The organism is uncultured Marinobacter sp. (assembly GCF_947488835.1).
Taxonomy (GTDB): domain Bacteria; phylum Pseudomonadota; class Gammaproteobacteria; order Pseudomonadales; family Oleiphilaceae; genus Marinobacter.
In genome coordinates this window covers 232,731-257,298 of the sequence record NZ_CANLBK010000003.1, presented here as the reverse complement: position 1 = coordinate 257,298, position 24,568 = coordinate 232,731, and the positions used below count along the sequence as shown (strand labels likewise).

Sequence of the window (24,568 nt, the reverse complement as noted above, 5' to 3'; positions counted from 1 at the left end):
AGAGCTGGTGATTGCAGGCCTGTAATTCCCCACTGCACAGGCTCTGCTAAAATTTAAACGGCCGAAATTATTTTTAAGCGAACTGAGCAGCAGGGGGACCGACCATTACTACGCTATCTCTGAAAAGAGGAGTAACTCTGCTGTGATGATTTCCCGCTGGCTGCGAGGCTTGGTCAACCGGGCTGTGCTTTTCGTGGTTGCCGCTGTTGTCCTGACTGCGCTCGTGGTTGCTCTTGTTGGCTCACTTTTAAGCAAGTCCGAACTTGAGCAGCAGGCGGCGAAACAGGTAGAGACCATTGCGCAGATAGTGGCTGGCGAACTGGACGATAAGTTGGCTCAGCGCTTGGAAACTCTCAGCCATGTGGCCAAAGGGCTCACCATGAGTGAGGCCGCATTCGAGGTGCGAGCAAAAGTCGTGATGCGCCGCCAAACAGCATTGCAGCACCTTTTTGATGGTGTTTACCTGATTGATGCGCAAGGGAAAGTGATTGCCGAGCACCCGGAAGATCTGGAGCTGGTCGGGTTGGATATTAGTAACCGCTCGTATTTTCGCCGCGCCAAAGAGCAACTTACCCCGCTTATCAGTGAGCCCTACAGATCATACGATCAAGGCCGGCCTGCCCTGATGATGGCAGCGCCCGTATTCGATCATCAACAACGCTTTATCGGCATGCTCGGGGGTGCAGTTGTGCTTTCGGGTGAGCATCTAATTGAAGAGTTTTCTGACATCCGTATTGGTGAAACCGGATATTTGGCGATCGTAACCCACGGTGGAACGGTTCTGGCCAATGGCCGAACCGGCGAGGTTATGCAACCGGTAAGTGATGCTAACCCGCTGCTACAAGAGGCGATGGGCGGATTCGAAGGCACCGCCAGAACCCGTAGTTCTGAGGGTGAGAGTATTATCCTGTCAGTGCAGCAAATGTCTGAGGTGCCCTGGTTTGTGGCTGCTAGTTGGCCCGCTCGCGAAGCCTATGCGCCAGCTAGCCGAATCAAGGATGCCTTTCTCTGGACGTTGTTGGTGGTGATCCTGCTGGTTGTTCCGGTGACCATGTGGCGCTTTCGTCGTCTGATGGCGCCGTTGGGTGAGCTTGGGCAGCAAGTGCGCGAGCGCCACCTGGGAATGCGAAGCAACCCGGTGGGGGTTTCAGGTAGTTCGGAAATAAGCCAGGTGGCTGAAATATTCAACACGGTTATGGATGAGCGTGATGACGTTTTGAGCTCGCTTGCAGAGCGGGAGGCCTTTTTCCGATCACTTACCCGGGGAGCACCGATTGGTATTGTGCAGGCTGATGTACTTGGTCGCATTGAGTTCGTCAACCCGGTGTTTGAAGGCATTATCGGCCTGAGACTGGCAGAGCTCTCAGGTTCCCATTTGTTTGATTGCGTCACCGCGAATGATCGTGATGCGGTGATTCATGGTTGGCAACGGGCCCTCGAGAAGCAGGAAGTATTCCGTGGCCGCTTCCAACTGCAAGGGCCGAATGCCAGCGTGCCGGTTTGGTGCCAAGTAATGACGGCAATCCTGGAAACCCCTGTGAAGGTCATGGGCACCATCACCGTTGTACGGGATATTTCCCATGAGCTGGAAGTAGAAGAAGCTCTTCGAGACGAGCAACTAAGGGCGGAGAGCATATTAGGCGTAATGCAGGACGGCGTCCTGATGGCCGACACTGGCGGCGTTATCCGATATGCGAACCAGGCCGCAACCCGCTTTTTGGGTACCGGTGGGGAATATGTTGGCAAAAACGTATTTGAGCTGGTGGGCATCGACCACGAGGGCCAATCCCTCAGCCACGAGTGGTTTCTTGAAAGGGATGATCTGGACAGCCTTTACGTCACTCTTCGCAACGCCAGTGGCGATCTGTTCGATGTAGACCTCAGCATGATTCATATCCGCCAGGGGCGGCAGAATGAGCGCTTGGTATTTGTACTTCGGGATGATGCCGAGCGCAGGCGCCAGGAAGAGCGCCTGTCCTGGGAAGCAACCCACGACAGCTTGACGCAACTGTTAAATCGCCGGGCCTTTACCGCAGCGCTAAACAAATGCCTCAGCGAGATGCCGCAACAAGACGCAAGCTCCGTGCTGATACTCATCGATCTTGATCACTTCAAGCCGGTAAACGACGAAGGTGGACATCTGCTTGGCGATGAAATGCTCCGTCGACTTTCCGATCTGTTCAAGGAGTCGGTGCGTCAGTCAGATGCTGTTGCTCGCTTGGGTGGGGATGAGTTCGGCATTATTTTGCCAGCGTGCGGCATGGACAGAGCCAAAACCCTTGCCGAACGTATTCGTGCGGGTGTTGAGGCGTTCGCCATAGAACACGAAGGCCGTATGTTCGGCGTTACGGCCAGTATCGGGGTGACGGAACTGCTCCCGACAGACCGCGAACCGAAACACGTGGTCGCCCGCGCCGATGAAGGTGCTTATGCGGCCAAATCAAAAGGCCGCAACCGTGTTGTCGTGATACCTGCGCCGAAGCCAGAACTGTAAAGATGCACCGTTATGCCCACCAGTGTGCTGCGAGGCTGGCCTGCCAAATCAGGCGCAAAGCCAGAACGGTCAGAACCAGATCGAGCGCTTTGCTGAACCAGTGATTGTTCAGTGAGTGCAGAACGCGCAATCCTAGCCAGGTGCCGGCAAAGCCGCAGACAATCATGGCCAGGATGAACGGCAGCCATTGCGCGAACACGAATCCCGTTACACCAAAAACCAGCGCCTTGGGGGCATGCTGCAGAACCATTGCCGTTGCAAAGGTGGCAACAGTGCGAAACCGGTCAGCGTGAATCTGCTTGATAAACGCTGCGACCAGCGGGCCAGTAGCGCCCACAAACAGGCTGATAAAGCTGGTTAGTGCAGCAGCAACAAAAACACCAACCGGGCCGAAGGCGCCTTTTGGTAGCGATGGTCCCCAGCACAGGTAGAGCACGAAGCCCGCAATGGCCAGTTGCCATAAATAGGCGGGCAGGCTCACCAGCAACCAGGCACCCGCTGCTGCACCTACGATGACGCCGGGTGCAAAAGCTGCAATGGTTCTCCAGTCGATGTGTTTCCAGGTCAGTATTGTCCTGCCACCGTTAGAACCCAGCTGAATCATGCCGTGCACGGGAATAATAGCGGCTGCCGGCATCCATGTGGCCATCAGAATCAACAGAAGAACACCGCCGCCGGCGCCCAAACTGGCTGTGATCATTGAGGTAACAACAGAACTCGCCAGCAGGAAAATCGCCACTGACAGGCTCAGGCTCTCAGGGAGCAACGCTATTTCCACGCGCAGAATTCCTCGGATTCAAGAGTTGGGGTTCGGCATAGGGCTTCTGTTGCCAGCTGCACATCGGCCACATAATACAGGGATGCCAGCCCCAGTCTGTCCCGGCCCAGATTGTGAAACACCATGCCAAAGGCAATATCACCTGCGGTGAAGCGTTCGTGGTTGGCTGCAAAGTACTCGGCTGGCTTTGCCAGTGTTTCATCATCAAGAAGCGCTTGCACGCGCGCCGCGCCGCCGTGGTAGGCCTGAACCAGCAAGAGTACAAACAACTCGTTGCGTTTGTCCTCCGGCAGGTGGCCGAAGCGTTCATTAAAGGCCGGCTGCAGATTGCGGGCGTTTTGGTGCATCAGGCGCAATGCACAATCAATCTGGGCCAACCGGTGCCAATAGTTTTGCGGCTTGATCTGGCAGTCATTCAGGGCGGAGGGAGACAGCTGAAGAATGCCTTTGGCGTCCGCACGGGAGTGTGCCCGGGCTTGCCCACCGCTTTCAATCAGGATTTGCCCGGCCAGATACCTGGGTAAAACCGCCGGCAATGTATATCGGTTTTGCTCGCTCCTGAGCTGAACAATGTACATCAGCGCATCGTGGAGCGATCCCGGGTTTTCGCGCGTGGCGAAGGAGAGGTCGTCCCAGGCACCCCACACACGATCTTTCCCCCGGGCACCCAGATAACGGCCAACGGCAAGATCCAGGTTTACATGGGGTTGATCACACGCCAGAGCAAACGGGTATCCATTCGTATTTGCGTCCCCGGCAATCCACTCTTCAGTGACCCCTTTTTCATGCTGAGCCTGACGGGCGTCGTTCAGGCGCTGCTGAGTGGCGGCGCTGGTTGTGCCGTTGCTGATCCACCCCAAAAACTGCCCGCGCATATCGAACAGAATGTGACGATCCGTATTTGAGCAGTAGCCGGATTCTTTCAACACCCATCGGCGGATAGTAAGGATATTTGTGTAAACGCCCTGGCTGACCCAGTAGGGCGAGTTCCTCACAATGGCGGTCCAGCCAGCAGTATCAGCACTGTCGGCTTCGGGCTGCTTCTCTTCTGACTGCGCTGCTACAGGCGCCAGCGCAGTCAGGATGAAAATAACGGCAAGCTGACGTAAGCTTGCGAACCTTGAGTACATAAGCAATGTGTCCGTGGCATTCCGGGCACCACAATAACAAATGGGCGCCGCTATGAAGCAATCTGAGTATCTGCGTTATGACGCCACCGCGCTGGCCGATCTTATCCGCCGCGGCGAAGTAACTTCCCGGGAAGTATGCGAGGCTGCAGTGGAACGAGCAACCACTGTGAACGGTTCGTTGAACGCCATCTGCTTCCCTCAGTTTTCAGAGGCTCTGGCCCAGGACTTCCCGAAGCAAGGCGCGTTTGCGGGTGTGCCCCTGTTGCTCAAGGATTTGGCTCAGGAACAGGGCGATCGGCCCTGCACCTATGGCAGCCGTGGTTTCCAGAACTACATTGCGCCTCAGGATTCCGAGTTTGTACGCCGTGCCCGTGAGGGTGGCCTGGTGTTTCTAGGGCGTACAGCAACCCCGGAGTTCGGCCTCAAGGCCGTTACGGAATCCGAGTTGTGGGGGCCTTCGCGCAATCCCTGGAACACCAAGTTGACCCCTGGCGGTTCCAGCGGTGGTTCCGGTGCCGCAGCTGCAGCCGGTGTAGTGCCCATGGCCGGCGCAAACGATGGCGGTGGCTCAATCCGTATACCCGCAGCTTATAACGGCTTGTTCGGGCTCAAACCTTCTCGCGGGCGCATCTCCAGTGGGCCCATGATGGGTGAGGCCTGGACGGGCGCTTCGGCAGACCATGTGGTTACTCGCACGGTGCGCGACAGTGCGACCATGTTGGATGTACTGAGTGGCCCGGCTTCCGGCGACCCCTTCGTTATTCCCGGCCCCGGCGAGGCTTATGCGGATTTGATGCAGAAGTCGCCCGGCAGCCTGAAAATTGGTGTGTTCACCGCGTCCCCCTACGATACCGCGGTTGCTCCCGAATGCGTTGCTGCCGTTGAGGAAACCGCGCGGATTCTGGAAAACCTGGGGCACAAGGTTGAATATGCCCGGCCGGAGTTTGATGGCATGGCGCTGGCCCGGTGCTACCTCGGCCTCTATTTTGGTGAAGTGTCGGCCTTGATGGCGAAAGCCAAGAGTCAGCTTGGTGCTGCAGACAGTGATTTTGAGCTTGATACACGGCTGATAGGCATGCTGGGCGATACCATGCCGTTGTCAGACTATGTGCTTCGCCGCCAGCAGTGGAACGAATTCGCCCGGGCATTGGGCGCTTTTTTTGCGGGCTATGACCTTTATCTCTGCCCCACTGCTGGCCAGTTGCCAGCTCGCATCGGTGAGCTGGACACGCCGGCACATTTGAAGATGGCGGCAAAGCTGACGCTCGCCCTGAAGGCCGGGAAAATACTGCATCGCAGTGGCCAGGTGGATCAGATTGCGATGGACAGTCTGGCCCGAACCCCCTTTACCCAACTTGCCAACCTGACCGGAACACCGGCCATGTCCGTGCCCATGCACTGGACGGCTGACGGCTTGCCGGTTGGTGTGCAGCTTGGGGCGCCCCATGGCGGTGAAGGCGTGTTGCTGCAGCTGGCGGCTCAGCTTGAGGAGGCTGCGCCATGGTTTGGCTATTACGAACGGCTGGAAAATGCATTTCCGGCAGAGGGCTTGTGATCTGTTGATTGAAACCCCACGTTTATCTTTCTACGCGTATCAGGCTATGCTGTGTGTCAGGGAGATCATCTTCCTGTTAGACCCTGATGGCATCGAGGAGGCGAGCGTATTATGAACCAACCGATGGCAATCGAAGAACTGGTGTCAGTCGCACAGGCAGAAGCCATGGGAGAGCTGGATGCTCCGATGATGGCGATTGTTCTGGCCAGTGAGCAAAGTTATGACCTGCCCATCAACTCACTTGAAACCGATGCCGACAAGGCACGCTGGGGATTGATTCTCCGCGCTGCCCGTGAGCATGTTGAAGCGGATGCGGTGGCGGTCTTGTACCCCGCCTGGACAACCATTCGTGAGAAAAAGAAGGAATCGGAAGAGGATGACGGCCTTGAGGCCTCATCGAGTGATAGCCCGGAGGTTGAGCCAAACGAGCCGATAGATACCTTGTTTGTGCAGCTCCACACCCGGGATCATGTGTACTGGCGTGGATTTGAACAGATCCGGGACCCCAAGCATCAGCGCATTATCGGCTTTCGCCGGATTAAAGCATTGTCTACGGACTACCGGCGTGACGAGGAGCCATCAATCGCCTCCTGGCTCAGCACGCTGTTTGACCCCCTGCCAGAACATGGTGAGGAAACGGATGTTGACCTTGAACTGTCTGATCTTCTGGAGGAGCCTGAAGTAAGCGCTGCACTTTACCCTCGGCAGTTGCGAGCATTGCACTAGTTCAAAACTCTGAAACCCTGAAATGAAAAGCCGGGCCAAGTGCCCGGCTTTCAGGACCTACGACCATGTTAAATAACGCCCAGTGGCTATCCGACGCCATCGCTCGTATCGATGCGGATTTCAATCGGTCATCAGACACCCACCTGATCAAACTGGATCTGCCCGGGCTGCAGAACGTCGATATCTATCTCAAGGACGAATCGACCCACCCCACGGGTAGTCTCAAACATCGCTTGGCGCGCTCACTTTTTCTGTTCGGCCTCTGTAACGGCTGGATTACGCAGAATACACCCGTTATCGAAGCCTCCAGCGGTTCGACGGCGGTGTCCGAGGCTTATTTTGCCAAGCTTCTGGGGTTGCGCTTCATAGCTGTGATGCCCAGAACGACGTCGGCTCAAAAAATCGCCAAAATTGAATTTTATGGTGGTGAGTGCCATCTGGTTGATAACGGCAGCGAGATTTACACCGAATCGCAGCGGCTTGCCCGTGAGTTGGGTGGTCACTATATGGATCAGTTCACCTATGCCGAGAGGGCGACGGACTGGCGTGGCAACAACAATATTGCTGAAAGCATTTTCCAACAGCTACAGCGGGAACCACACCCTGTTCCTCGCTGGGTTGTGGTTAGCGCCGGCACGGGTGGCACCTCCTCAACCATCGGGCGTTATATCCGCTACGGTGGTTACCTCGCCAAAGGCTGCGAACTGTGCGTGGCCGACCCTGAAAATTCGGTGTTCTATGAGGCGTTCGCCAGCGGCCGATCGGATATCATTGGCCAGTGCGGCTCACGTATCGAGGGCATAGGCCGCCCTAGGGTGGAGCCCTCTTTCAACCCCGCGGTCATCGATCGCATGGTGCGCGTGCCCGATGCCGCCAGTTTTGCTGCGTTGCGCTATCTCGAGCGGCACTTGGGGCGGCGTTGCGGTGGTTCTACCGGCACCAATCTGATTGCTACGCTGAGCCTGGCCAGCGAAATGCAAAAGGCCGGTGAGAAAGGCTCAGTCGTCACACTACTTTGTGATGGCGGCCATCGTTATATCGACACCTATTTTAACCCCACCTGGGTTGCCAGCCAGGGGCTGGATTTAACGGAATGGGAGACCGCCCTGGATAGCTTCGATCGAAGCGGCGTGTTCGAGCCGGGTCTTGAAACGCGTCCATAGACTGATCCCCTACGTTGCCCAACCTTACAAGCGCTAGCGATGATTTGTGGGTTCGGGTTTGGCCGGTGAATAGGCTATAATTGACGGCTTTATTCTTGCACCCACAAGGCGCTGACCGTGATTGTATTTAACCAGGTACAGAAGTCGTATCAGGTGGACGGCCGGGCGATCCCCGCGCTCCATCCTACTGATATGACCATTGAAACCGGCGAGGTGTTCGGTATTGTCGGGCATTCCGGGGCGGGGAAATCCACCCTGGTGCGCCTGATCAACTTGCTGGAACCACCGACCGGTGGTGATATTGTGATCGATGGCGAGAATATCACCCGCTACAGCGCGGCTGAGCTGCGTGCCTTCCGTCGCAACGTTGGCATGATTTTCCAGCATTTCAATCTGCTTTCCTCTAAAACCGTTTCGGACAACATCGCCTTCCCTATGAAGCTGGCGGGCATCTATTCCAAAACGGAAATCCGAAGCCGTGTTCAGGAATTGCTGGATCGTGTTGGCCTTGCTGATCACGCCACAAAATACCCATCGCAGCTGTCGGGCGGGCAGAAACAGCGGGTAGGAATTGCCCGGGCGCTGGCATGCAGGCCAACCATTCTGCTGTGCGACGAAGCCACCAGCGCTCTGGACCCGCAAACAACCCAGTCGGTGCTGCGTTTGCTTTCCGAGATCAATAAAGAGCTTGGACTCACGATTGTACTCATCACCCATGAAATGGATGTGGTGCGCCGCGTATGCGACCGGGTTGCTGTTATGGACGCTGGCCGTGTTGTTGAAATGGGTGCGGTGAGTGATGTTTTCCTGCACCCCAAACATCCCACCACCCGGGATTTCGTGTTTGAAAGCGAAAGCATCGACAGCCAGGAGCGGCAGGAAGATCTGCAAAAGGCCAGTGGCCGTATTTTGCGGCTGACGTTCAAGGGCGAATCTACCTATCAGCCTTTGTTGGGCAGTGTGGCTCGCGCCTCCGGTGTGGATTTCAGCATCCTCTCTGGCCGCATCGACCATATCAAGGACACGCCCTATGGCCAGTTGACGCTGTCCCTGGTGGGTGGTGATCTTGAGTCCGCCATGACGGCACTGGAAGCGGCCGATGTTCATGTGGAGGTGCTGCGCTGATGGAAGCCTTATTGAGTAACGTGGATTGGCCAGAAATTGGTATAGCGAGTTGGGACACTTTGGTAATGGTGGGAATGTCCCTGCTGTTCAGTGTTCTGGCGGGCCTGCCGATTGGTGTGCTGCTGTTCCTCACGAGCAAGCGGCAGTTGCTGGATCAACCTTTAGCCTACGGCGTACTGTCATTTGTGGTGAACGTGCTGCGTTCCGTGCCGTTCATCATTCTGCTAATTGTGATGATCCCCTTCACCGTGATGCTGATTGGGACTTCGTTGGGTGTGGCCGGTGCGATTCCGCCGCTGGTTGCGGGTGGCGCACCCTTCTTTGCAAGATTGGTGGAAACCTCTCTGCGGGAAGTCGACAGGGGCATAATAGAAGCCACGCAGGCCATGGGTGCCAACGTGCGGCAGATCATTTTTGGTGCCTTGCTGCCTGAAGCGCTTCCGGGCATCATCGCCGGCATCACGGTCACGGCGATCACCTTGGTCTCCTATGCGGCCATGTCTGGCGTCATTGGCGGCGGTGGCTTGGGTGATCTGGCCATTCGTTTTGGCTACCAGCGCTTCCAGACCGATGTGATGGTGATTACTGTGGCGCTTTTGGTGATTTTCGTACAAGTGTTGCAGATGGCCGGTGACCGTCTGGTTCTGTATTTCAGTCGTAAGTAGTTTTCCAATTCAATAGGAGAGTGAGTGATGAGCTTTAAGAAAGCCCTGGTGGCATTGGCTGCCGCATCTGTTTTTTCTGCAGCGGTTTCCGCTGAGAAGCTGTCTGTAGCAGCAACCCCTGTACCCCATGCAGAGCTGCTGGAGTTCGTTAAGCCTCAGTTGGCCGAGCAGGGTGTGGAACTGGATGTAAAAGTCTTCACCGATTATATCCAGCCAAACGTACAGGTAGACCAGAAGCGTATGGACGCCAACTTCTTCCAGCACCAGCCGTACCTTGATGAGTTCAATGACGGCCGTGGCACAAGCCTGGTGACGGTTGCCGGTATTCACGTTGAGCCGTTTGGCGCTTATTCGAACAAAATCAAGTCGCTTGATGATCTGAAAAATGGCGCAACCATCGCCATTCCAAATGATCCCACCAACGGTGGTCGTGCACTGCTGCTCCTGCAAAAAGCAGGATTGATCACTCTGAAAGAAGGTAGCAAGATCACTGCAACGCCGCGTGACATTGCGGATAACCCGAAGAAGCTCGACTTCAAAGAGCTGGAAGCAGCAACCTTGCCACGAATCCTTGGTCAGGTAGACGTTGCGCTGATCAACACCAACTACGCGCTGGAAGCGGGCCTGAACCCGTCTGAAGATGCGCTGATCATTGAAGGTTCCGAGTCGCCGTATGTAAACATTCTGGTTGCGCGTCCTGATAACAAAGACAGCGATGCCATGCAGAAACTTGCGAATGCATTGAAATCTGATGCGGTTCGCGAATTCATCAAAGAAAAGTATGAAGGTGCCGTTGTTCCGGCATTCTGATCGAAGCCAGAACACAACCTGAAAAAAGCAGTACAAAAAAAAGCCGGGCAGTGAAAACTGCCCGGCTTTTTGCATTCAGTACTTTCTACATTCAGACACTGGTGCTGGTGATTATTCACCACCCCAGTTAGCTGAGGGATCTGGCGTCATCCGCAGGTAGGACTTCACCTTCTTGTAGCCCTTGGGGAAGCGCCGTGCAATCTCATCTTCATCCTGAAGTGATGGCACAATCACCACGTCTCCGCCGCGTTCCCAGTTACCCGGGGTGGCAACTTTGTGGTCGTCGGTCAGTTGCAGAGAATCAATTACCCGCAGAACTTCGTTGAAGTTGCGGCCGGTGCTCGCTGGATAAGTGATGATCAGACGAACTTTTTTGTTCGGATCAATCACGAACAGCGAACGTACGGTCAGCGTGCTGTCGGCATTGGGGTGGATCATGTCGTACAACTCGGCCACTTTGCCGTCGTGGTCTGCAATAATCGGGAAATTCACCGCGCAGCCCTGGGTTTCGTTGATGTCTTTGATCCACTCATGGTGGGAGTCAACAGGGTCAACGCTCAGCGCGATGGCTTTGACGTTGCGCTGTGCAAACTCATCTTTCAATTTCGCAGTCAGGCCAAGTTCTGTGGTGCACACTGGCGTAAAGTCTGCAGGGTGAGAAAACAGCACACCCCAGCTGTCACCTAGCCAGCTGTGGAAAGAAACCTTGCCTTCACTGGAATCCTGTTCAAAATCCGGCGCAGTATCGCCTAGACGTAAACTCATATTTGCTCTCCTTCGGTGTCACTTGTTAGTGGCTTTATTCGAGCTTCCGGTGGGCATGTACCTACCGGAACTATCTTGTAAGTGTATACGAGTATCATTGGTGCGGGATGACAGGTTTGCAAGGGTCACTTGATTCACCTCATCCCGCACCGGGTGCCTGTTGAGCTATTACTATGTTAGAACCCTGCCGCCGTTTTTCGTTCAAAATGCTCTTTCGTCAACTTGAATACAACCGGGCTGAGTAACAACAGGGCAATCAGGTTGGGCAGCGCCATCATGGCGTTCAGCGTGTCTGCCACCAGCCACACCAAACCCAGATTTACGGTTGCGCCAAGAGGAATGGCAAGGACCCAGGCGACACGGTAAGGCACGATAGCCTTCACTCCGAAAAGAAACTCAACGCTGCGCTCTCCGTAGAATGACCAGCCTAGCAATGTCGTAAAGGCGAAGATTGCCAAGGCAAGGGCCACTACGTAATCACCCACGCCGGGAAGTGCCTGTGCGAACGCCATGGAGGTGAGCTCCGCGCCGGATTCGCCAGATATCCAGGTGCCTGAGGTGATGATGACCAGCCCGGTAATCGTACAAATGATAATGGTATCGATAAAGGTGCCCAGCATGGCCACCATGCCCTGATTAATCGGGTTTTTGGTTTGGGCAGCCGCGTGGGCAATAGGCGCAGAACCCAGGCCAGCCTCGTTGGAAAAGACACCGCGGGCTACACCAAAGCGTATTGCTGCCCACACGGCGGCACCGGCAAAACCACCTTCTGCTGCAATGGGGCTGAAGGCATGCTCGAAGATCAGGGCGAATGCGGCCGGGATTTCCGAGAAATTAATACCAAGGACAATCAAGCCGGCAACCAGATAGGACAGCGCCATCAGAGGGACCAGAGCGCTGGCCACCCGGCCGATACGGCGAATACCACCAATAAGCACCAGACCCACAAGCACCATCAGAATAACGCCTGAAATCCAGTGAGGAAGGCCGAAAGTGGCTTCCATAACATCTGCAACCGAATTCGCTTGCACTGTGTTGCCAATGCCAAAGCCGGCAATGGCCGCAAAAATCGCAAAGAGCACACCCAGCCAAGCCCACTTTTTGCCAAGACCATTGCGGATGTAATACATGGGCCCGCCAACGTGAACGCCGCGTTCGTCGACTTCACGAAAGCGTACAGCAAGCACGGCTTCGGAGTATTTGGTAGCCATGCCCACCAGAGCGGTCAGCCACATCCAGAACAGTGCGCCCGGTCCGCCAAGGAAAATAGCGGTCGCGACGCCGGCGATGTTGCCAGTGCCGACCGTTGCTGCAAGAGCGGTCATCAATGCCTGAAAAGGAGGGATTTCACCGTCGGATTCTGCATCTTTGGAGCTCCGCCCCGTCCACATTAACCTCAGGCCGGTGCCAATTTTCAGTACTGGCATCAGTTTCAATCCGAGACTCAGGAACAATCCAACACCAAGAATGAGTATAAGCATGGGAGGTCCCCAGACCAGCCCGTTAATGGAACCAACAATGTTTTCAAAGGCTTCCATGGAAATCCCCTTGTTGTGCCATGGTTTGATGTTGTGATTTTACCCGCAAGGAGTATAACTAGTTGAGTTTAGTCACATATTGGCATCTGTAAACCGCCAGAGAGGAAAATGGAGGATTGGGCGCCCATTGTCTATGTTTACAGTAGAGCTCAGTGCCAGAACCCGTTGATGTTGCTGGGTCATAAAAATTGTGAGGAGTTAACCATGTGTGCGCTTAAAGTTTCCAATGTCATGTCCAATCATATTGAGCCCATCCGTTGCGGAACGCCGCTAACACAGGTAGTCAAAGCGTTGCTTGAAAATCACATCACCGGGCTTCCGGTGGTCGATGCGGAGCGGCGTATACTGGGGTTCGTTTCCGAGCAGGATTGCATTCATGCCTTGCTGGTCAGTAACTATCACTGCGAGGGCGACCCGATTGTAGATGATGTTATGTTCCGTGAGCCTTTGGCGATTTCGCCAAACATGGCGATTGTTGATCTCGCGCAGAAACTCGGCTCTGGCAAACCTAAGGTGTACCCCGTTGCGGAACACGGAAAACTCATTGGCATCGTTACCCGTTCAGCAGTGCTTGCTGAGCTTGCGCGAATTGGTTGTGGGCTCGAGCTTTCGAGGCACACGCGCGACGACGACTGAGCATGCTCACCGGTTAAGAGCCAGATTTTTTGAGAGGTAGAGATCAGTTGACGTATTTATGTGTAGCGTTGTACGACGCTTTCGGGTCATTTTGTTACAAATAGTAGGATTTGGCGCTTATTGGGCCGCACTGAATTATGCTTGGGAAGCTAGCTCCGTCTGACCGGAAGATGACAAGCATGTTAAAGCGCCTAAGAACCGATTTTCGGTTGTCGATCATTACCATTTTGGGCACCAGCGCCCTGCTGGGTGTTACTCCCTTTGCAATCATGCGTTTTTTGCAAGGCAACCATGTTGCGGGGGCCATAGATACCACCATAATGCTCACGATTCTTGGTGGAATGGTTTATGCGTGGATAACCGGTGATACGCGGCGTAGCGGAATGCTTCTTGCCGTCATTGCCTGTTCGGGTGCCGTTGTAGTGGCTATGGTGGTTGGGGAGGTGGGGCTGTTCTGGCTTTATCCCTGCCTTGTGACGGCCTTCTTTCTGGTGAGCCCACGGGTTGCGACATTCCTCAATCTCTCTTCGATTGGTGCCATTGTGCTTCATGGTGACGCCTTCCAGGACGATGTACAGAAGTGGACCTTTATGGCAACCGCCCTGGTAGTGAGCGCCACAGCCTTTGCCTTTGCTCAGCGTACTGATAATCAGCGTGAGCGCCTGGAACACTTAGCGACCATTGACCCACTGACCGGCGTTAAAAATCGGCGCTCCATGGATGAAGAGCTTGATCTGGCCGCGGCCCATGCAGAACGTACGGGCATACCTTATGCTTTGGTTATGCTCGATATTGACCACTTCAAGAAGGTGAACGATGAGTACGGCCACGGAGTGGGCGATGAGGTACTTGTTGATCTGGTGATGCTGATACAACAAAGCACGCGTAAATCCGATGAGCTTTTTCGCTTCGGAGGCGAAGAGTTCGTGCTTCTGCTGCCGGGCGTTGATGGCGCGGGGTTGGTTGCGGTAATGAATAACCTCCAGCACATTTTGCGGAAGAAAATGACCCACCCGGGCGGGCCAATCACTGTTTCGGTTGGGGTCGCGTTGCTTAGGCATGGTGAGAGTGTGGGCAGTTGGCTGGAGCGGGCCGATGACGCCCTCTACGAAGCCAAAGAGACCGGTAGGGATCGGGTGGTGTTTTCAGACGTGATGCCTGGGGCTGACACAGTTACGCCTTCCGCCAATCCGGAATTAACTGCCTAACTGCGCGACGGTTGCAGGTCGATAGCGAAACAACCGCCACCCAAGCAGCACACTGGCGCAACCCAGTCCTCCAGTCAGCCCTACCCAAAAACCGGCAGCCCCCATCGACGGCGCCAGCAAGTCGGTAAATGTCAGCATATAACCTACCGGTAATCCCACACCCCAGAACGAAAACAGCATGATCAGGAAGGGAATACTCGTATCCTTATAGCCTCTCAGGGCGCTGATGCAGGTAACTTGAATGACGTCTGCCACCTGAAAAATAGCCGCGAACATCAATAACCTTACTGTCACTGCCTGAACCGCTGCATCACTGGTGTAGAGCGCTGCAACGCCTTGTGAGAATGTAAACAGCAGCGTGGCAAACACCAGGGCTGTCATGGCCGCCAGAATCAGTGAGCTGCGGGAAATCAGCCGGGCTGTATCCGGTGCACCAGCGCCAATAAGAAAGCTGACTCGCAGGGTAAGGGCCATGCCAATGCTCAGCGGCAGCATGAAAAGCAAGGAGACAACGTTTAGAGCAACCTGATGTCCCGCAACGACCACAGGCCCCAGCGGCGCAAGAAACAATGCGATCACCGAGAACATACTGACTTCTATGAAAATGGTGAACCCGATGGGGATGCCAATGCTCAACACATAGCGAATCAGGGCGGCGTTGGGCTTGGTCCAGTCAGCAATCAAATGAAATTTTTTGAATATCCTGCTGCGGCTCAGGTAGACCAGCAGCGCAATGGCCGCAACGCCGTTGGAAATAGAGGTGGCCCAGCCACAACCTACGCCGCCCATGGCGGGCAGCCCGAGCTTGCCGTAAATGAAAATATAGTTCAGTGGCAGGTTAATTAGCGTGCTCAGTAGTGAGAACGCCATAATCACTCGAGTGTGTCCCAGACCATCGGTCAGGCCCCGAAGCGCAGCCATTAACAGGAGTGCTGGAATTCCCCAGACAAACGCATCCAGGTAGCCCTGGGTGATGCGCGCGGTATTGGCTTCAAGGTTCAACCCTTGCAAAACCGGGTGAACATTGGTGAGCAGCACAATCATGATGATGGCCCCTACCCCCGCAATGTAGAGGCCCTGCCACGTAGCAGGCATTATTTTTTCCGGTGTACGCGCTCCGTTGTAACCGGAAATGATGGGTTGCAGTGCGCCGAGCATTCCCATGAATAACAGGAACAACGGTGCCCAGAGGCTACTGCCTATTCCCACACCCGCCAGGTCTTCTGCGCTGGCATGGCCCGCCATCACCGTGTCGATAACACCGTTGGCCATCTGAGCTAGCTGGGCAATCAAAATAGGCCCGCCGAGAATTGCCAGGGTTTTCCATTCGGTCAGTGTTCGCGAGAGGAGGGATTTGCGAACTTCCGGTAGTGGCTGGTCGGCTTCATCCATAGAGTGCTGATCCGGATAGCTGGTGCTGTTAGGCATGAGTGGTTGAATTGCGGGCGAAATATCCTACCCGTTCGTCAGTGCGCGCGTTATAGGGATTTGTCGCGCAAAGGCACTGAAACTCACTTTAAAACCCGTTAAAGTACCCGTCCAATTCCTTCAAGTGGCGTGCAGTATGGGGCTTCTGGTTTTTGTAACGATCCTCTGGGCTTTTTCTTTCAGTTTGATTGGTGAGTTTCTGGCCGGTCAGGTCGACAGCGATTTTGCAGTGCTCAGCCGCGTGTTGTTGGCTACGCTTATCTTTTTACCTTTCACGCGCTGGCGCGGTGTACCGGGAGGGCTCCGCTTCGGCGTGCTGGTAACAGGCATGCTGCAGTTTGGCATCACCTACCTGTGCCTTTATCGCTCTTTTAGTTACCTGACAGTCCCGGAAGTCCTGCTGTTCACCATATTTACACCGCTCTACGTCACCCTGCTTGATGATGCATTGTTCCGGCGGTTCTCCCCGGTGGCACTTGTCGCTGCTGCAATCGCAACATTTGGCGCAGGCGTTATTCGTTATGATGGGTTGAGTGAAGACTTCATTACAGGCTTCCTGTTGCTGCAGGTGGCCAACTTCACGTTTGCGGCGGGCCAGGTGGGCTACAAGCACGTGATGCAGCGCTATCCGGTGGATATACCCGCATACCGTACTTTCGGTTACTTCTTTATCGGTGCGCTGATTATTGCCCTGCCGTCGTTCATGATATTTGGCAATGCCGAGCGTTTGCCTTCAACGGCTCTGCAATGGGGCGTTTTGACGTGGTTGGGCCTGGCGGCTTCCGGCGCCGGCCTGTTCCTGTGGAACCGTGGCGCCTGCAAAGTGGATGCAGGCACGCTGGCTATCATGAATAACGTGCTGGTGCCTGCCGGACTGGTGGTAAACCTTGTGATCTGGAACCGTGATGCCGACCTGCTGAAACTTGCGCTGGGTGGTGCCATTATCGCCTTTTCGCTCTGGGTGAATGCTCGCCTCCACCCCCGTGCCCGGCTTGCCGGAACTGCATAAGTAGGTAAATTCCGCCCCAGCCATGGGGCGGATGGATAAGTCCTGTTACTCTGTTTTACGTTTGACCAATATCAATGAGTTGGGTGAATCTATATTGTGTAGCGACCTATACTCCAGCCTGCACTGAGCAACAGACCAACTTATGCGCAAAAACCTCCCCGTAACCCAGCGTGAAGTAAAAATGCGCAAGGGTGGCCGGCTTATTACTACCACCGATCTCAAAGGCGTTATCACCTACTGCAACGAAGAGTTTGCAGAGATAAGCGGCTTCTCTGAGGCCGAGCTGATTGGCCAGGCTCATAACATTATTCGCCACCCGGACATGCCGCAGGCAGTATTTGAGGATATGTGGCGGTACCTGAAAGCGGGTAAAGCCTGGATGGGGTTGGTAAAAAACCGTGCTAAAAGCGGTGATTTTTACTGGGTGAGTGCCTATGTGACGCCCATTCTGGAAAACGGGCAGATGACGGGTTATGAGTCGGTTCGGGTTGAGCCTGCCCGCGAGGACGTGACAAGAGCTGAGAGGTTCTACGCAGGAATTGTTGCCGGCAAGCCCATCCGACAAAAAACGAGCCGAACACTGTCGGCACTGAAGAGCGCTTGGCCGCTGTTGCTATCGCTGGTGTTCAGTGTTGTTGCGCTCGGGTTCGAGAAAACCTGGTTGGCTGTGGGGCTGATTGTCGCTGGCCATCTGTTGGCTGCATTTATGTTTCAGAAAAGCCTCACCAGCCGGCTGAGGCAGCTTCTAGAGCTCCGCCCGGATGCGTTCCACGATCCTGTTGTCGCTCGTACCTACAGCGGTGAGGCTGGAACGTTTTCCCAGCTGGCAATGTTACTGATTAGTGAAGAGGCCCGGGTTCGCACAGCTCTTGCCCGAATCGAAGATCAGGCTGAACTACTGTATGAGCAGGCCCGCGCTTCCCATGGTTATATCAGTGATGGGGCGATAGCCATCGGGCGTCAGCGTGCTGAAACAGATCAAACAGCCTCTGCTATCACAGAAATGACAGCCTCCATCCAGGAAGTCACAAGTGCCATGCTGGGCAATGCCAGCGAGGCTGAGGAGGCAGACCGTCTTGCTGTGATTGGCAGCGAACGCAGTTCAGAAGCCCTGGTTGCCATTCAGCAGCTGGTAACCAGTGTGAACGGGATTGGCCAAGCCATCAGCAGGCTTGGGGAGTCCACCAAAAGCATAGGTGAGGCCACCAGCCTGATTTCAGACATTGCGGATCAGACTAACCTGCTGGCCCTGAATGCGGCCATTGAAGCTGCCCGTGCTGGTGAGCAGGGTCGTGGTTTTGCGGTTGTTGCGGATGAGGTTCGGTCGCTGGCACAGCGTACCCGCGAATCCACGGTGCGCATTCAGGATGTGATTGATGATTTTCGCCTGCAGGTAGATACCGCCGTTAAGGCTACCCAGGATGGGGAAGCGGTTGCCGGCCAAGGGCTTGAAAAGGTACGGGAAGCCGAGAACTCACTGCGGGATATTGTTACTTCCATCGGAAATATATCCGACAGCTTTATCAGCATGTCGGCAGCGTTTGAAGAGCAGAATCAGGTGTCTGAGGAGATCAATCGCCAAATCATCAACATTGCCGAGCTGGCAGACCACAGCGAAGTAGAGGCTAACTCCGCCAAACAAAGCAGCGATAGCCTGAGCAACATGTCCCATGGGCTGAAAGATCTGGTTTCGCGCTTTCTCCACAAAGCCGATTAGGTGTTCCTGCAGGGAATCCGGGGCCAATGTGTTGCTGGCTCTGGTATCCCTTGGCTACTGCTGGCAAAATTCCCACAATTTTTTCAAATCCGAGTCCTCAGCCAAAAGCACAGGAACTAAACATGTCTCAGTCTAACCCGGCTTCAACTAACGATTCCGGCGTCTCCCGCGGCCTATGGTCTTCTCGCTTTGCCTTTATTCTTGCCGCAACCGGTTCCGCGGTTGGTCTTGGAAACGTGTGGAAGTTTCCTTACATCGTAGGTGAGAACGGGGGCGGCGCATTTGTGCTTGTTTACCTGTTGTGCATCGCCATTATCGGTGTGCCCATCATGATGGCTGAGATCTACATAGGCCGCAGCGGCCGCCACAATCCGATCGGCAGTATGCGGTTGGTTGCCGAGCGCAACCTCAGTTCACCCGCATGGCGTATCTCCGCTGTTATCGGCATGATCGCCGCCTTTGTCATTCTCTCTTTTTACTCTGTCATTGGTGGCTGGGCTGCATCCTATGTTGGTCACGCAGCATTGGGGGATTTTAACGGTGGTAACTCAGAGTCCATTGGCAAGCTGTTCGGTGATCTGCTGGCGAGCCCCAAGCAGTTGTTAGCCTGGCATACACTGTTTATGGTTTTGGTAATTCTTGTTGTGTCTCAAGGCCTTAAAAACGGGCTGGAGAGAGCGGTTAGCATACTGATGCCAGCGCTATTTATTCTGCTGCTGATAACCGTTGGTTATGCGACCACCACCGGGCACTTCGGTGAGGCGGTCAGCTTCCTGTTTACGCCTGATTTCAATGCCTTAACAGTCAACGGCGTTCTGATTGCTCTGGGCCATGCCTTCTTCACACTCAGCCTGGGCATGGCCATCATGATGGCTTATGGCTCGTATCTCGGGCGCGATGTAGCGGTTGGGCGAACCGCGGTAACCATCGGTTTGATGGATACAGCCGTGGCTCTGCTTGCCGGCCTGGCCATTTTCCCGATTGTGTTTGCCAATGGCCTTGAAGCCGGTGCAGGCCCAGGCCTGATATTCCAGACCCTGCCACTGGCGTTTGGCAACATGCCTATGGGGGATGTGTTTGGCACCCTGTTTTTCGTGTTGCTGCTGTTTGCCGCCTGGACCTCGGGAATTTCCCTTCTGGAACCTGTAGTTGAGTGGGTAGAAGAGAACACCAACATGGAGCGCTCGGGCAGTGCCATTTTTGTTGGCGTGCTCTGCTGGCTGCTGGGTATTGCGTCTGTATTGTCGCTGAACGTTTGGGCAGATGTTACGCCCCTTGATATGTTCGCGCGGTTTGAAGGGAAAACGATTTTTGATCTACTGGACTTCTTTACTGCCAACATCCTGCTGCCACTATCCGGTTTGCTGACCGCGATTTTTGTGGGTTGGTTTGTCGCTAAAGAATCACTGAAATCAGATCTGGAAATGAGCGATGGCACCTTTGCACTGTGGTTGAACTTCTTGCGTTTTGTTACGCCGGTGGCCGTTGTGATCGTGTTTGCTTACAACTTGCTGGTGTAGTTGCACTGGAAACAAAAAAGCCCGGAAGGCAGTGGTGCCTTTCCGGGCTTTTTTTGGACTGAACATCAGTCCTCGTCGTCGTTCATTGTGGCTTGCAAAGCTTTCATGTGGGGTCTGACTGCTTCTATGTCTGCGGCAGGTACGTTGTCAGCGGCTTTTGTAATGTTCAGTGCAGCGCCCATCATCGCCCGCATCTGAGCTTTCATTTCAGGGCTCATGTCCGGGTTGTTTTCGATTTCTGCCATGGCTTCAGTCATCTCGGCGTTACCACCACCAGAATCTTTCAGCTCAATGGCCATCATCGCCCCGAAAACCCGGTCTCCCACAGATGCCCAGGATTGCAGATTTTTGAAACCGTGCTTTTTAACCACGTCTTCAAACTTGCCATAGGCGGGAGTGCCCTTCATCTCTTCGACACCGCTGGAAAAGAGCTGCGTCATGTCGGGTATTGAATCCATGTCTTCGGTGTCAGGATCCGGCCAGCCTTCTGTATCTTCGTATTGGTCCTGAAGTGCCTGAGCCTCCTGCATGGATGCGATAAATGCTCCGATTGTTGAGTCGGTCAATTTCTCTGCCTGCGCCGTAAACGCCAGTATCGATAGCACCAGCGCCAGCAGACACCGACCGATGATTTGACCCCTGAACATAGAACACTCCTTATTTATACGGGTGAGCGGCATTGCTCCACCTCCCTCATTCGATGAACACTCTGCGTGCGATAGAGCCTGCATTTAGCGTAGACCATTGGCTTTATCTTAGCGAAGCCCGGTCGGAGCAGCAGGTTGTGACGAATTTGTGAACTTTTAACGCTAGACTCGTTTCATGAGAACGCGCAAAAAGACTGTATTGATTATTGAAGACAACCCCGGTATCGGGGAGCTGGTGCGCATGCAGATTAAAGATCTGGGTATGCAGCCGGTTCTTGTGGGCCGCGGGGATGATGGCCTTGATCGCTTTAAAAAAGGCGGCATTGATCTGGTCGTGCTCGACCTGATGCTGCCGGGGCTGGATGGCCTTTCTGTTTGCCGGGAAATTCGTGCAATTCCCGGTTACATTCCGGTGCTTATGCTGACGGCCAAAAGTTCTGAGCTGGATCGGGTGCTTGGCCTGGAAATGGGTGCAGACGATTATCTGACAAAACCCTTCAGCGTTGCGGAACTTGCTGCCCGCATCAAAGCCTTGTTCCGGCGGGTGGATGCACTTTCTTCCCGCAGTTCCGAGCAGGCGAAAGCCGAAGAGTTGGAGGTAGATGGGCTTAGAATAGACCCTGTGCGGCGCCGGGTGTTTGTTCACGGCAGTGAAGCGGAGCTCACTGCCCGTGAGTTCGATCTGCTTTGGCACTTTGCCAGCCACCGCGGGCGCGTATTCAGCCGGGCACAGTTGCTGGATGCTGTGTGGGGGTATAACCACGAGGGCTATGAACACACCGTGAATACCCACATCAACCGCTTGCGCAACAAGATTGAAACCGATGCAGCCGAGCCCCGTTACGTGCAAACCGTATGGGGTGTCGGGTATCGATTTCTGGACTGAACTATTATGACCCGCCCTCTGTTTCAAACCTTGTATGCGCGCCTCGCCCTCGGCCTGTTCTTGTTGCTGGTGATTGTTGGAGGGCTGTTTACCGCGCTAAGCCTGTACTCCGTGCGTGAGTACAGTGCGGCAGTCGGTCAGGAGCTGAACCGCGATCTGGCCAGCCATCTGGTGTCAGACCGCAATCTGGTCACCAACGGCACACTCAATCACAGCGAGCTGGAGCGCCTGTTTGATCTGTACATGAGCATCAACCCCAGTATTGAGATTTATTTGCTGGATCATGAAGGGCGCATTCTCTCCTACTCTGCCAACCCCGCCAAAATCAAACGAAAGCATGTATCTCTGGAGCCGATTCACCAGTTGCTGGACAACCCAGACGCCTACCCTTTGCAGGGCGACGACCCTCGCAGTCACGATCGCCGCAAAGTGTTCTCGGTCACCCCGGTACCGGGCGAGGAGAATCCCACAGGCTACCTGTATGTGGTGCTTAGGGGTGAAGAGTACGATTTTGCTGAAAGTATGGTGCACAGCGACCACTTGCTGCAGATGGGCGGCGGTGCTTTAGCCATCAGCCTATTTGTGGGGCTGCTTGCGGGCCTTGTGTTCTTTAGGCTGCTGACACGACGCCTGTCGCGGCTAACCGCTCGCGTGGAGGCGTTTGAGGCAGATATAAAAGATACCGCACGCACGGACATTGCAGACGAAACCAGAGTGCCCGGGGACGATGTGGATTATCTGGCGGCCAGATTTGATCAGATGGCGGCGCGCATTGCCGGCCAGCTGGAGTTGTTGAAAGACAAAGATCATCAGCGCCGCCAACTGGTGGCTCAGGTGTCACACGATTTACGCACCCCGCTGGCGTCCATTCAGGGTTATCTGGAAACCCTGGAAATAAAGCAGCATGAGCTGAGCCCGGATGAACGCCGGCGCTTTCTGAGTGTGGCTTTGGCAGAAACCCTGCGCCTCAGCAAACTGGTTGATGAACTGTTTGAGCTAGCGGCATTGGATGCCCGCGAACGACAACCCGTTGCGGAGTCGTTTATGCCCGCAGAACTGCTGCACGACGTTGTGCAAAAACACAGACCAAAAGCCGAACAGGCAGATGTTACGTTGAGCATCACCAGCGCCGAGCCGGCCATAGTGCTGGCTGATATCGCCATGACCGAGCGAGTGCTGGATAACCTGATTGGCAACGCTGTGGATCACTCACCCAAGGGTGCAGAGGTAAAGCTAAGTGTGACGGTGAACGGAAGTGGCGCTGCAATCTGCATAGAGGATGCAGGCGAAGGCATCGCACCTCAGGATATGGACCATGTGTTCGACCCGTTTTATCAGGCCCCTGGCGCAAGCCGCACCGGGCATGCGGGGCTGGGCCTTGCAATAGCGCGCCGAATGGCGGAATTGCAGCATGGGCGAATCTCCGTAGAAAGCCATTCAGGGGCAGGTGCCAGGTTTCAATTTTGGCTGCCGCTAGCGGATTCAACGTCAAAAGAATCCACAGCGTTATAAATTCGTAAGACTTAAGGAACGTTTTGGTGAAGTCACGGCGATAGGATGGCTTAGGATATTACTCGCAGGAGAGTTGTTATGAATCGAAAAATACTCGCGATGGTTACTGCGCTTTTGGTAGCAGCTACCGGCGCCTTTTATGCCAACGTTGCCACAGCTGAGAAAAGCACCGACACGGCCAATGAATATGCTCCGAAAGACCCAGGCCTGAAAGTCGCCACTTTTGCCGGTGGCTGCTTCTGGTGCGTGGAAGCTGGCTACGAGAAAATCCCCGGCGTGGTGGAAGCTGTTTCTGGCTACACCGGTGGCGACGAGCCTAATCCGAACTATCAGCAGGTGGCCGGCGGTAGCACCGGGCACACAGAAGCTGTGCAGGTTTACTACGACCCGACCGTAATCACCTACGAAGGCTTGTTGCAGGGCCTTTGGAGAATGATGAATCCCACGGATGCCAATGGTCAGTTTGTGGATCGTGGCCAACAGTATCGCCCGGGAATTTTCTATCACGATGCCGAGCAGAAGCGTTTGGCTGAAACGGCCAAACAGGCACTGCAGGCTTCCGGTGTCTATGAAAAGCCAGTGGTTATTGAGATTGCACCACTGGGCGCTTTTTACGCGGCAGAGAAGTATCACCAGGATTACTATAAAACGAATCCGGTGCGCTATAAGTTTTACACCTACAATTCGGGCCGCTATCAGTTTGTTGAAAGCGTGTATGGCGAAGACTATGAATTGGACTTCAGCCAGTTCAAGCCAAGCGACAAATCAATGGGCAGTTCCGGCGAGAAAAAAGGCTTCGACCCGGAAAGCTTTGTAAAACCGGATACCGAAACCTTAAAGCAGCTACTGACCAGTACTCAGTATGAAATCACCCAGAACGATGGCACCGAGCGGGCGTTCAGCAATCCGTACTGGGATAACAAACAGCCGGGAATCTACGTGGATGTGGTGTCCGGTGAGCCACTGTTTTCTTCCCGTGACAAATACAAATCCGGAACTGGCTGGCCGAGCTTTACCCGCCCGCTGAGCTCGGACATGGTTGTGGAAAAGGAAGACAACGGGTTCTTTATGAAGCGCACCGAGATCCGCAGCCGCTTTGCCGACTCGCACCTTGGGCATGTGTTTAATGATGGCCCAGCCCCTACCGGCTTGCGCTATTGCATGAACTCAGCGGCGTTGAAGTTCATTCCGCTAGAGGAAATGGCGGATGCGGGATACGACGACTGGATCCCCCAGGTGAAGGCGTCTCAGTAAGC

General features: G+C 54.7%; 21 protein-coding genes. 15 read left to right on the top strand and 6 right to left on the bottom strand.

What is annotated here, in order from left to right:
• Positions 1-145: 145 nt before the first annotated feature.
• Positions 146-2,494 (top strand): diguanylate cyclase, encoded by a 2,349-nt coding sequence (locus Q0824_RS12630; protein ID WP_298451675.1) that lies wholly within the window; start codon positions 146-148, stop codon positions 2,492-2,494.
• A 10-nt stretch (positions 2,495-2,504) separates the two neighbouring features.
• Here the strand turns inward: Q0824_RS12630 and Q0824_RS12625 are convergent, their stop codons facing one another.
• Together Q0824_RS12625 and Q0824_RS12620 are read right to left on the bottom strand one after the other, a co-directional pair.
• Positions 2,505-3,272 (bottom strand): sulfite exporter TauE/SafE family protein, encoded by a 768-nt coding sequence (locus Q0824_RS12625; protein ID WP_298451107.1) that lies wholly within the window; start codon positions 3,270-3,272, stop codon positions 2,505-2,507.
• Positions 3,263-4,402, bottom strand: a complete 1,140-nt coding sequence (locus tag Q0824_RS12620) for a transglycosylase SLT domain-containing protein (RefSeq protein ID WP_298451104.1) — start codon at positions 4,400-4,402, stop codon at positions 3,263-3,265. The genes Q0824_RS12625 and Q0824_RS12620 overlap by 10 nt, the downstream gene beginning before the upstream one ends.
• 52 nt (positions 4,403-4,454) lie before the next feature.
• Here Q0824_RS12620 and Q0824_RS12615 point away from each other — a divergent pair, with 52 nt between their 5' ends.
• From Q0824_RS12615 to Q0824_RS12590, 6 genes are all read left to right on the top strand, one after another.
• Complete coding sequence (locus Q0824_RS12615; RefSeq protein WP_298451101.1) at positions 4,455-5,957, top strand: amidase family protein; 1,503 nt, start codon at positions 4,455-4,457, stop codon at positions 5,955-5,957.
• Positions 5,958-6,068: 111 nt separating this feature from the next.
• On the top strand, positions 6,069-6,683 hold the full coding sequence (locus tag Q0824_RS12610) for a hypothetical protein (RefSeq protein WP_298451099.1): 615 nt from the start codon (positions 6,069-6,071) through the stop codon (positions 6,681-6,683).
• A gap of 65 nt (positions 6,684-6,748) precedes the next feature.
• The gene (locus Q0824_RS12605; RefSeq protein WP_298451096.1) at positions 6,749-7,846 is read left to right on the top strand and encodes a PLP-dependent cysteine synthase family protein; all 1,098 of its coding nucleotides are present in this window, start codon (positions 6,749-6,751) and stop codon (positions 7,844-7,846) included.
• A 117-nt stretch (positions 7,847-7,963) separates the two neighbouring features.
• The gene (locus Q0824_RS12600; protein ID WP_298451093.1) at positions 7,964-8,971 is read left to right on the top strand and encodes a methionine ABC transporter ATP-binding protein; all 1,008 of its coding nucleotides are present in this window, start codon (positions 7,964-7,966) and stop codon (positions 8,969-8,971) included.
• Positions 8,971-9,636: a methionine ABC transporter permease gene (locus Q0824_RS12595; protein WP_298451088.1), complete on the top strand. Its 666-nt coding sequence runs from the start codon at positions 8,971-8,973 to the stop codon at positions 9,634-9,636. The genes Q0824_RS12600 and Q0824_RS12595 overlap by 1 nt, the downstream gene beginning before the upstream one ends.
• Before the next feature lie 27 nt (positions 9,637-9,663).
• Complete coding sequence (locus tag Q0824_RS12590; protein ID WP_298451085.1) at positions 9,664-10,446, top strand: MetQ/NlpA family ABC transporter substrate-binding protein; 783 nt, start codon at positions 9,664-9,666, stop codon at positions 10,444-10,446.
• A 111-nt stretch (positions 10,447-10,557) separates the two neighbouring features.
• On the opposite strand, the gene Q0824_RS12585 is transcribed toward Q0824_RS12590, so the two are convergent.
• Together Q0824_RS12585 and Q0824_RS12580 are read right to left on the bottom strand one after the other, a co-directional pair.
• A complete protein-coding gene (locus Q0824_RS12585) occupies positions 10,558-11,211 on the bottom strand; it encodes a peroxiredoxin (RefSeq protein WP_298451082.1) in 654 nt (217 codons plus the stop codon).
• A gap of 176 nt (positions 11,212-11,387) precedes the next feature.
• Positions 11,388-12,749 carry a sodium:alanine symporter family protein gene (locus Q0824_RS12580; protein ID WP_298451079.1) on the bottom strand — a complete coding sequence of 454 codons (1,362 nt, stop codon included), beginning with the start codon at positions 12,747-12,749 and terminating at the stop codon, positions 11,388-11,390.
• A gap of 204 nt (positions 12,750-12,953) precedes the next feature.
• Here Q0824_RS12580 and Q0824_RS12575 point away from each other — a divergent pair, with 204 nt between their 5' ends.
• On the top strand, positions 12,954-13,385 hold the full coding sequence (locus tag Q0824_RS12575) for a CBS domain-containing protein (protein WP_298451076.1): 432 nt from the start codon (positions 12,954-12,956) through the stop codon (positions 13,383-13,385).
• A gap of 179 nt (positions 13,386-13,564) precedes the next feature.
• Positions 13,565-14,593: a GGDEF domain-containing protein gene (locus Q0824_RS12570; RefSeq protein ID WP_298451074.1), complete on the top strand. Its 1,029-nt coding sequence runs from the start codon at positions 13,565-13,567 to the stop codon at positions 14,591-14,593.
• Here Q0824_RS12570 and Q0824_RS12565 read toward each other — a convergent pair.
• Positions 14,582-15,985, bottom strand: a complete 1,404-nt coding sequence (locus Q0824_RS12565; protein ID WP_298451671.1) for an MATE family efflux transporter — start codon at positions 15,983-15,985, stop codon at positions 14,582-14,584. The genes Q0824_RS12570 and Q0824_RS12565 overlap by 12 nt on opposite strands.
• Positions 15,986-16,157: 172 nt before the next feature.
• On the opposite strand from Q0824_RS12565, the gene Q0824_RS12560 reads away from it, so the two are divergent.
• From Q0824_RS12560 to Q0824_RS12550, 3 genes are all read left to right on the top strand, one after another.
• Positions 16,158-17,030 (top strand): carboxylate/amino acid/amine transporter, encoded by an 873-nt coding sequence (locus Q0824_RS12560; RefSeq protein ID WP_200201445.1) that lies wholly within the window; start codon positions 16,158-16,160, stop codon positions 17,028-17,030.
• A 142-nt stretch (positions 17,031-17,172) separates the two neighbouring features.
• Complete coding sequence (locus tag Q0824_RS12555) at positions 17,173-18,747, top strand: PAS domain-containing methyl-accepting chemotaxis protein (protein WP_298451067.1); 1,575 nt, start codon at positions 17,173-17,175, stop codon at positions 18,745-18,747.
• 122 nt (positions 18,748-18,869) lie between these two features.
• Positions 18,870-20,267 (top strand): sodium-dependent transporter, encoded by a 1,398-nt coding sequence (locus tag Q0824_RS12550; RefSeq protein WP_298451064.1) that lies wholly within the window; start codon positions 18,870-18,872, stop codon positions 20,265-20,267.
• Between the two features lie 65 nt (positions 20,268-20,332).
• Here Q0824_RS12550 and Q0824_RS12545 read toward each other — a convergent pair whose 3' ends face one another.
• Positions 20,333-20,914, bottom strand: a complete 582-nt coding sequence (locus tag Q0824_RS12545; RefSeq protein WP_298451062.1) for a hypothetical protein — start codon at positions 20,912-20,914, stop codon at positions 20,333-20,335.
• A 175-nt stretch (positions 20,915-21,089) separates the two neighbouring features.
• Here Q0824_RS12545 and Q0824_RS12540 point away from each other — a divergent pair, with 175 nt between their 5' ends.
• From Q0824_RS12540 to msrB, 3 genes are all read left to right on the top strand, one after another.
• Positions 21,090-21,800, top strand: a complete 711-nt coding sequence (locus tag Q0824_RS12540; RefSeq protein ID WP_298451059.1) for a response regulator transcription factor — start codon at positions 21,090-21,092, stop codon at positions 21,798-21,800.
• 6 nt (positions 21,801-21,806) lie between these two features.
• On the top strand, positions 21,807-23,312 hold the full coding sequence (locus Q0824_RS12535) for an ATP-binding protein (RefSeq protein WP_298451056.1): 1,506 nt from the start codon (positions 21,807-21,809) through the stop codon (positions 23,310-23,312).
• A gap of 78 nt (positions 23,313-23,390) precedes the next feature.
• Entirely contained in the window at positions 23,391-24,566 is a 1,176-nt protein-coding gene (gene msrB / locus Q0824_RS12530) for a peptide-methionine (R)-S-oxide reductase MsrB (protein WP_298451053.1), read from the top strand.
• Positions 24,567-24,568: the final 2 nt, after the last annotated feature.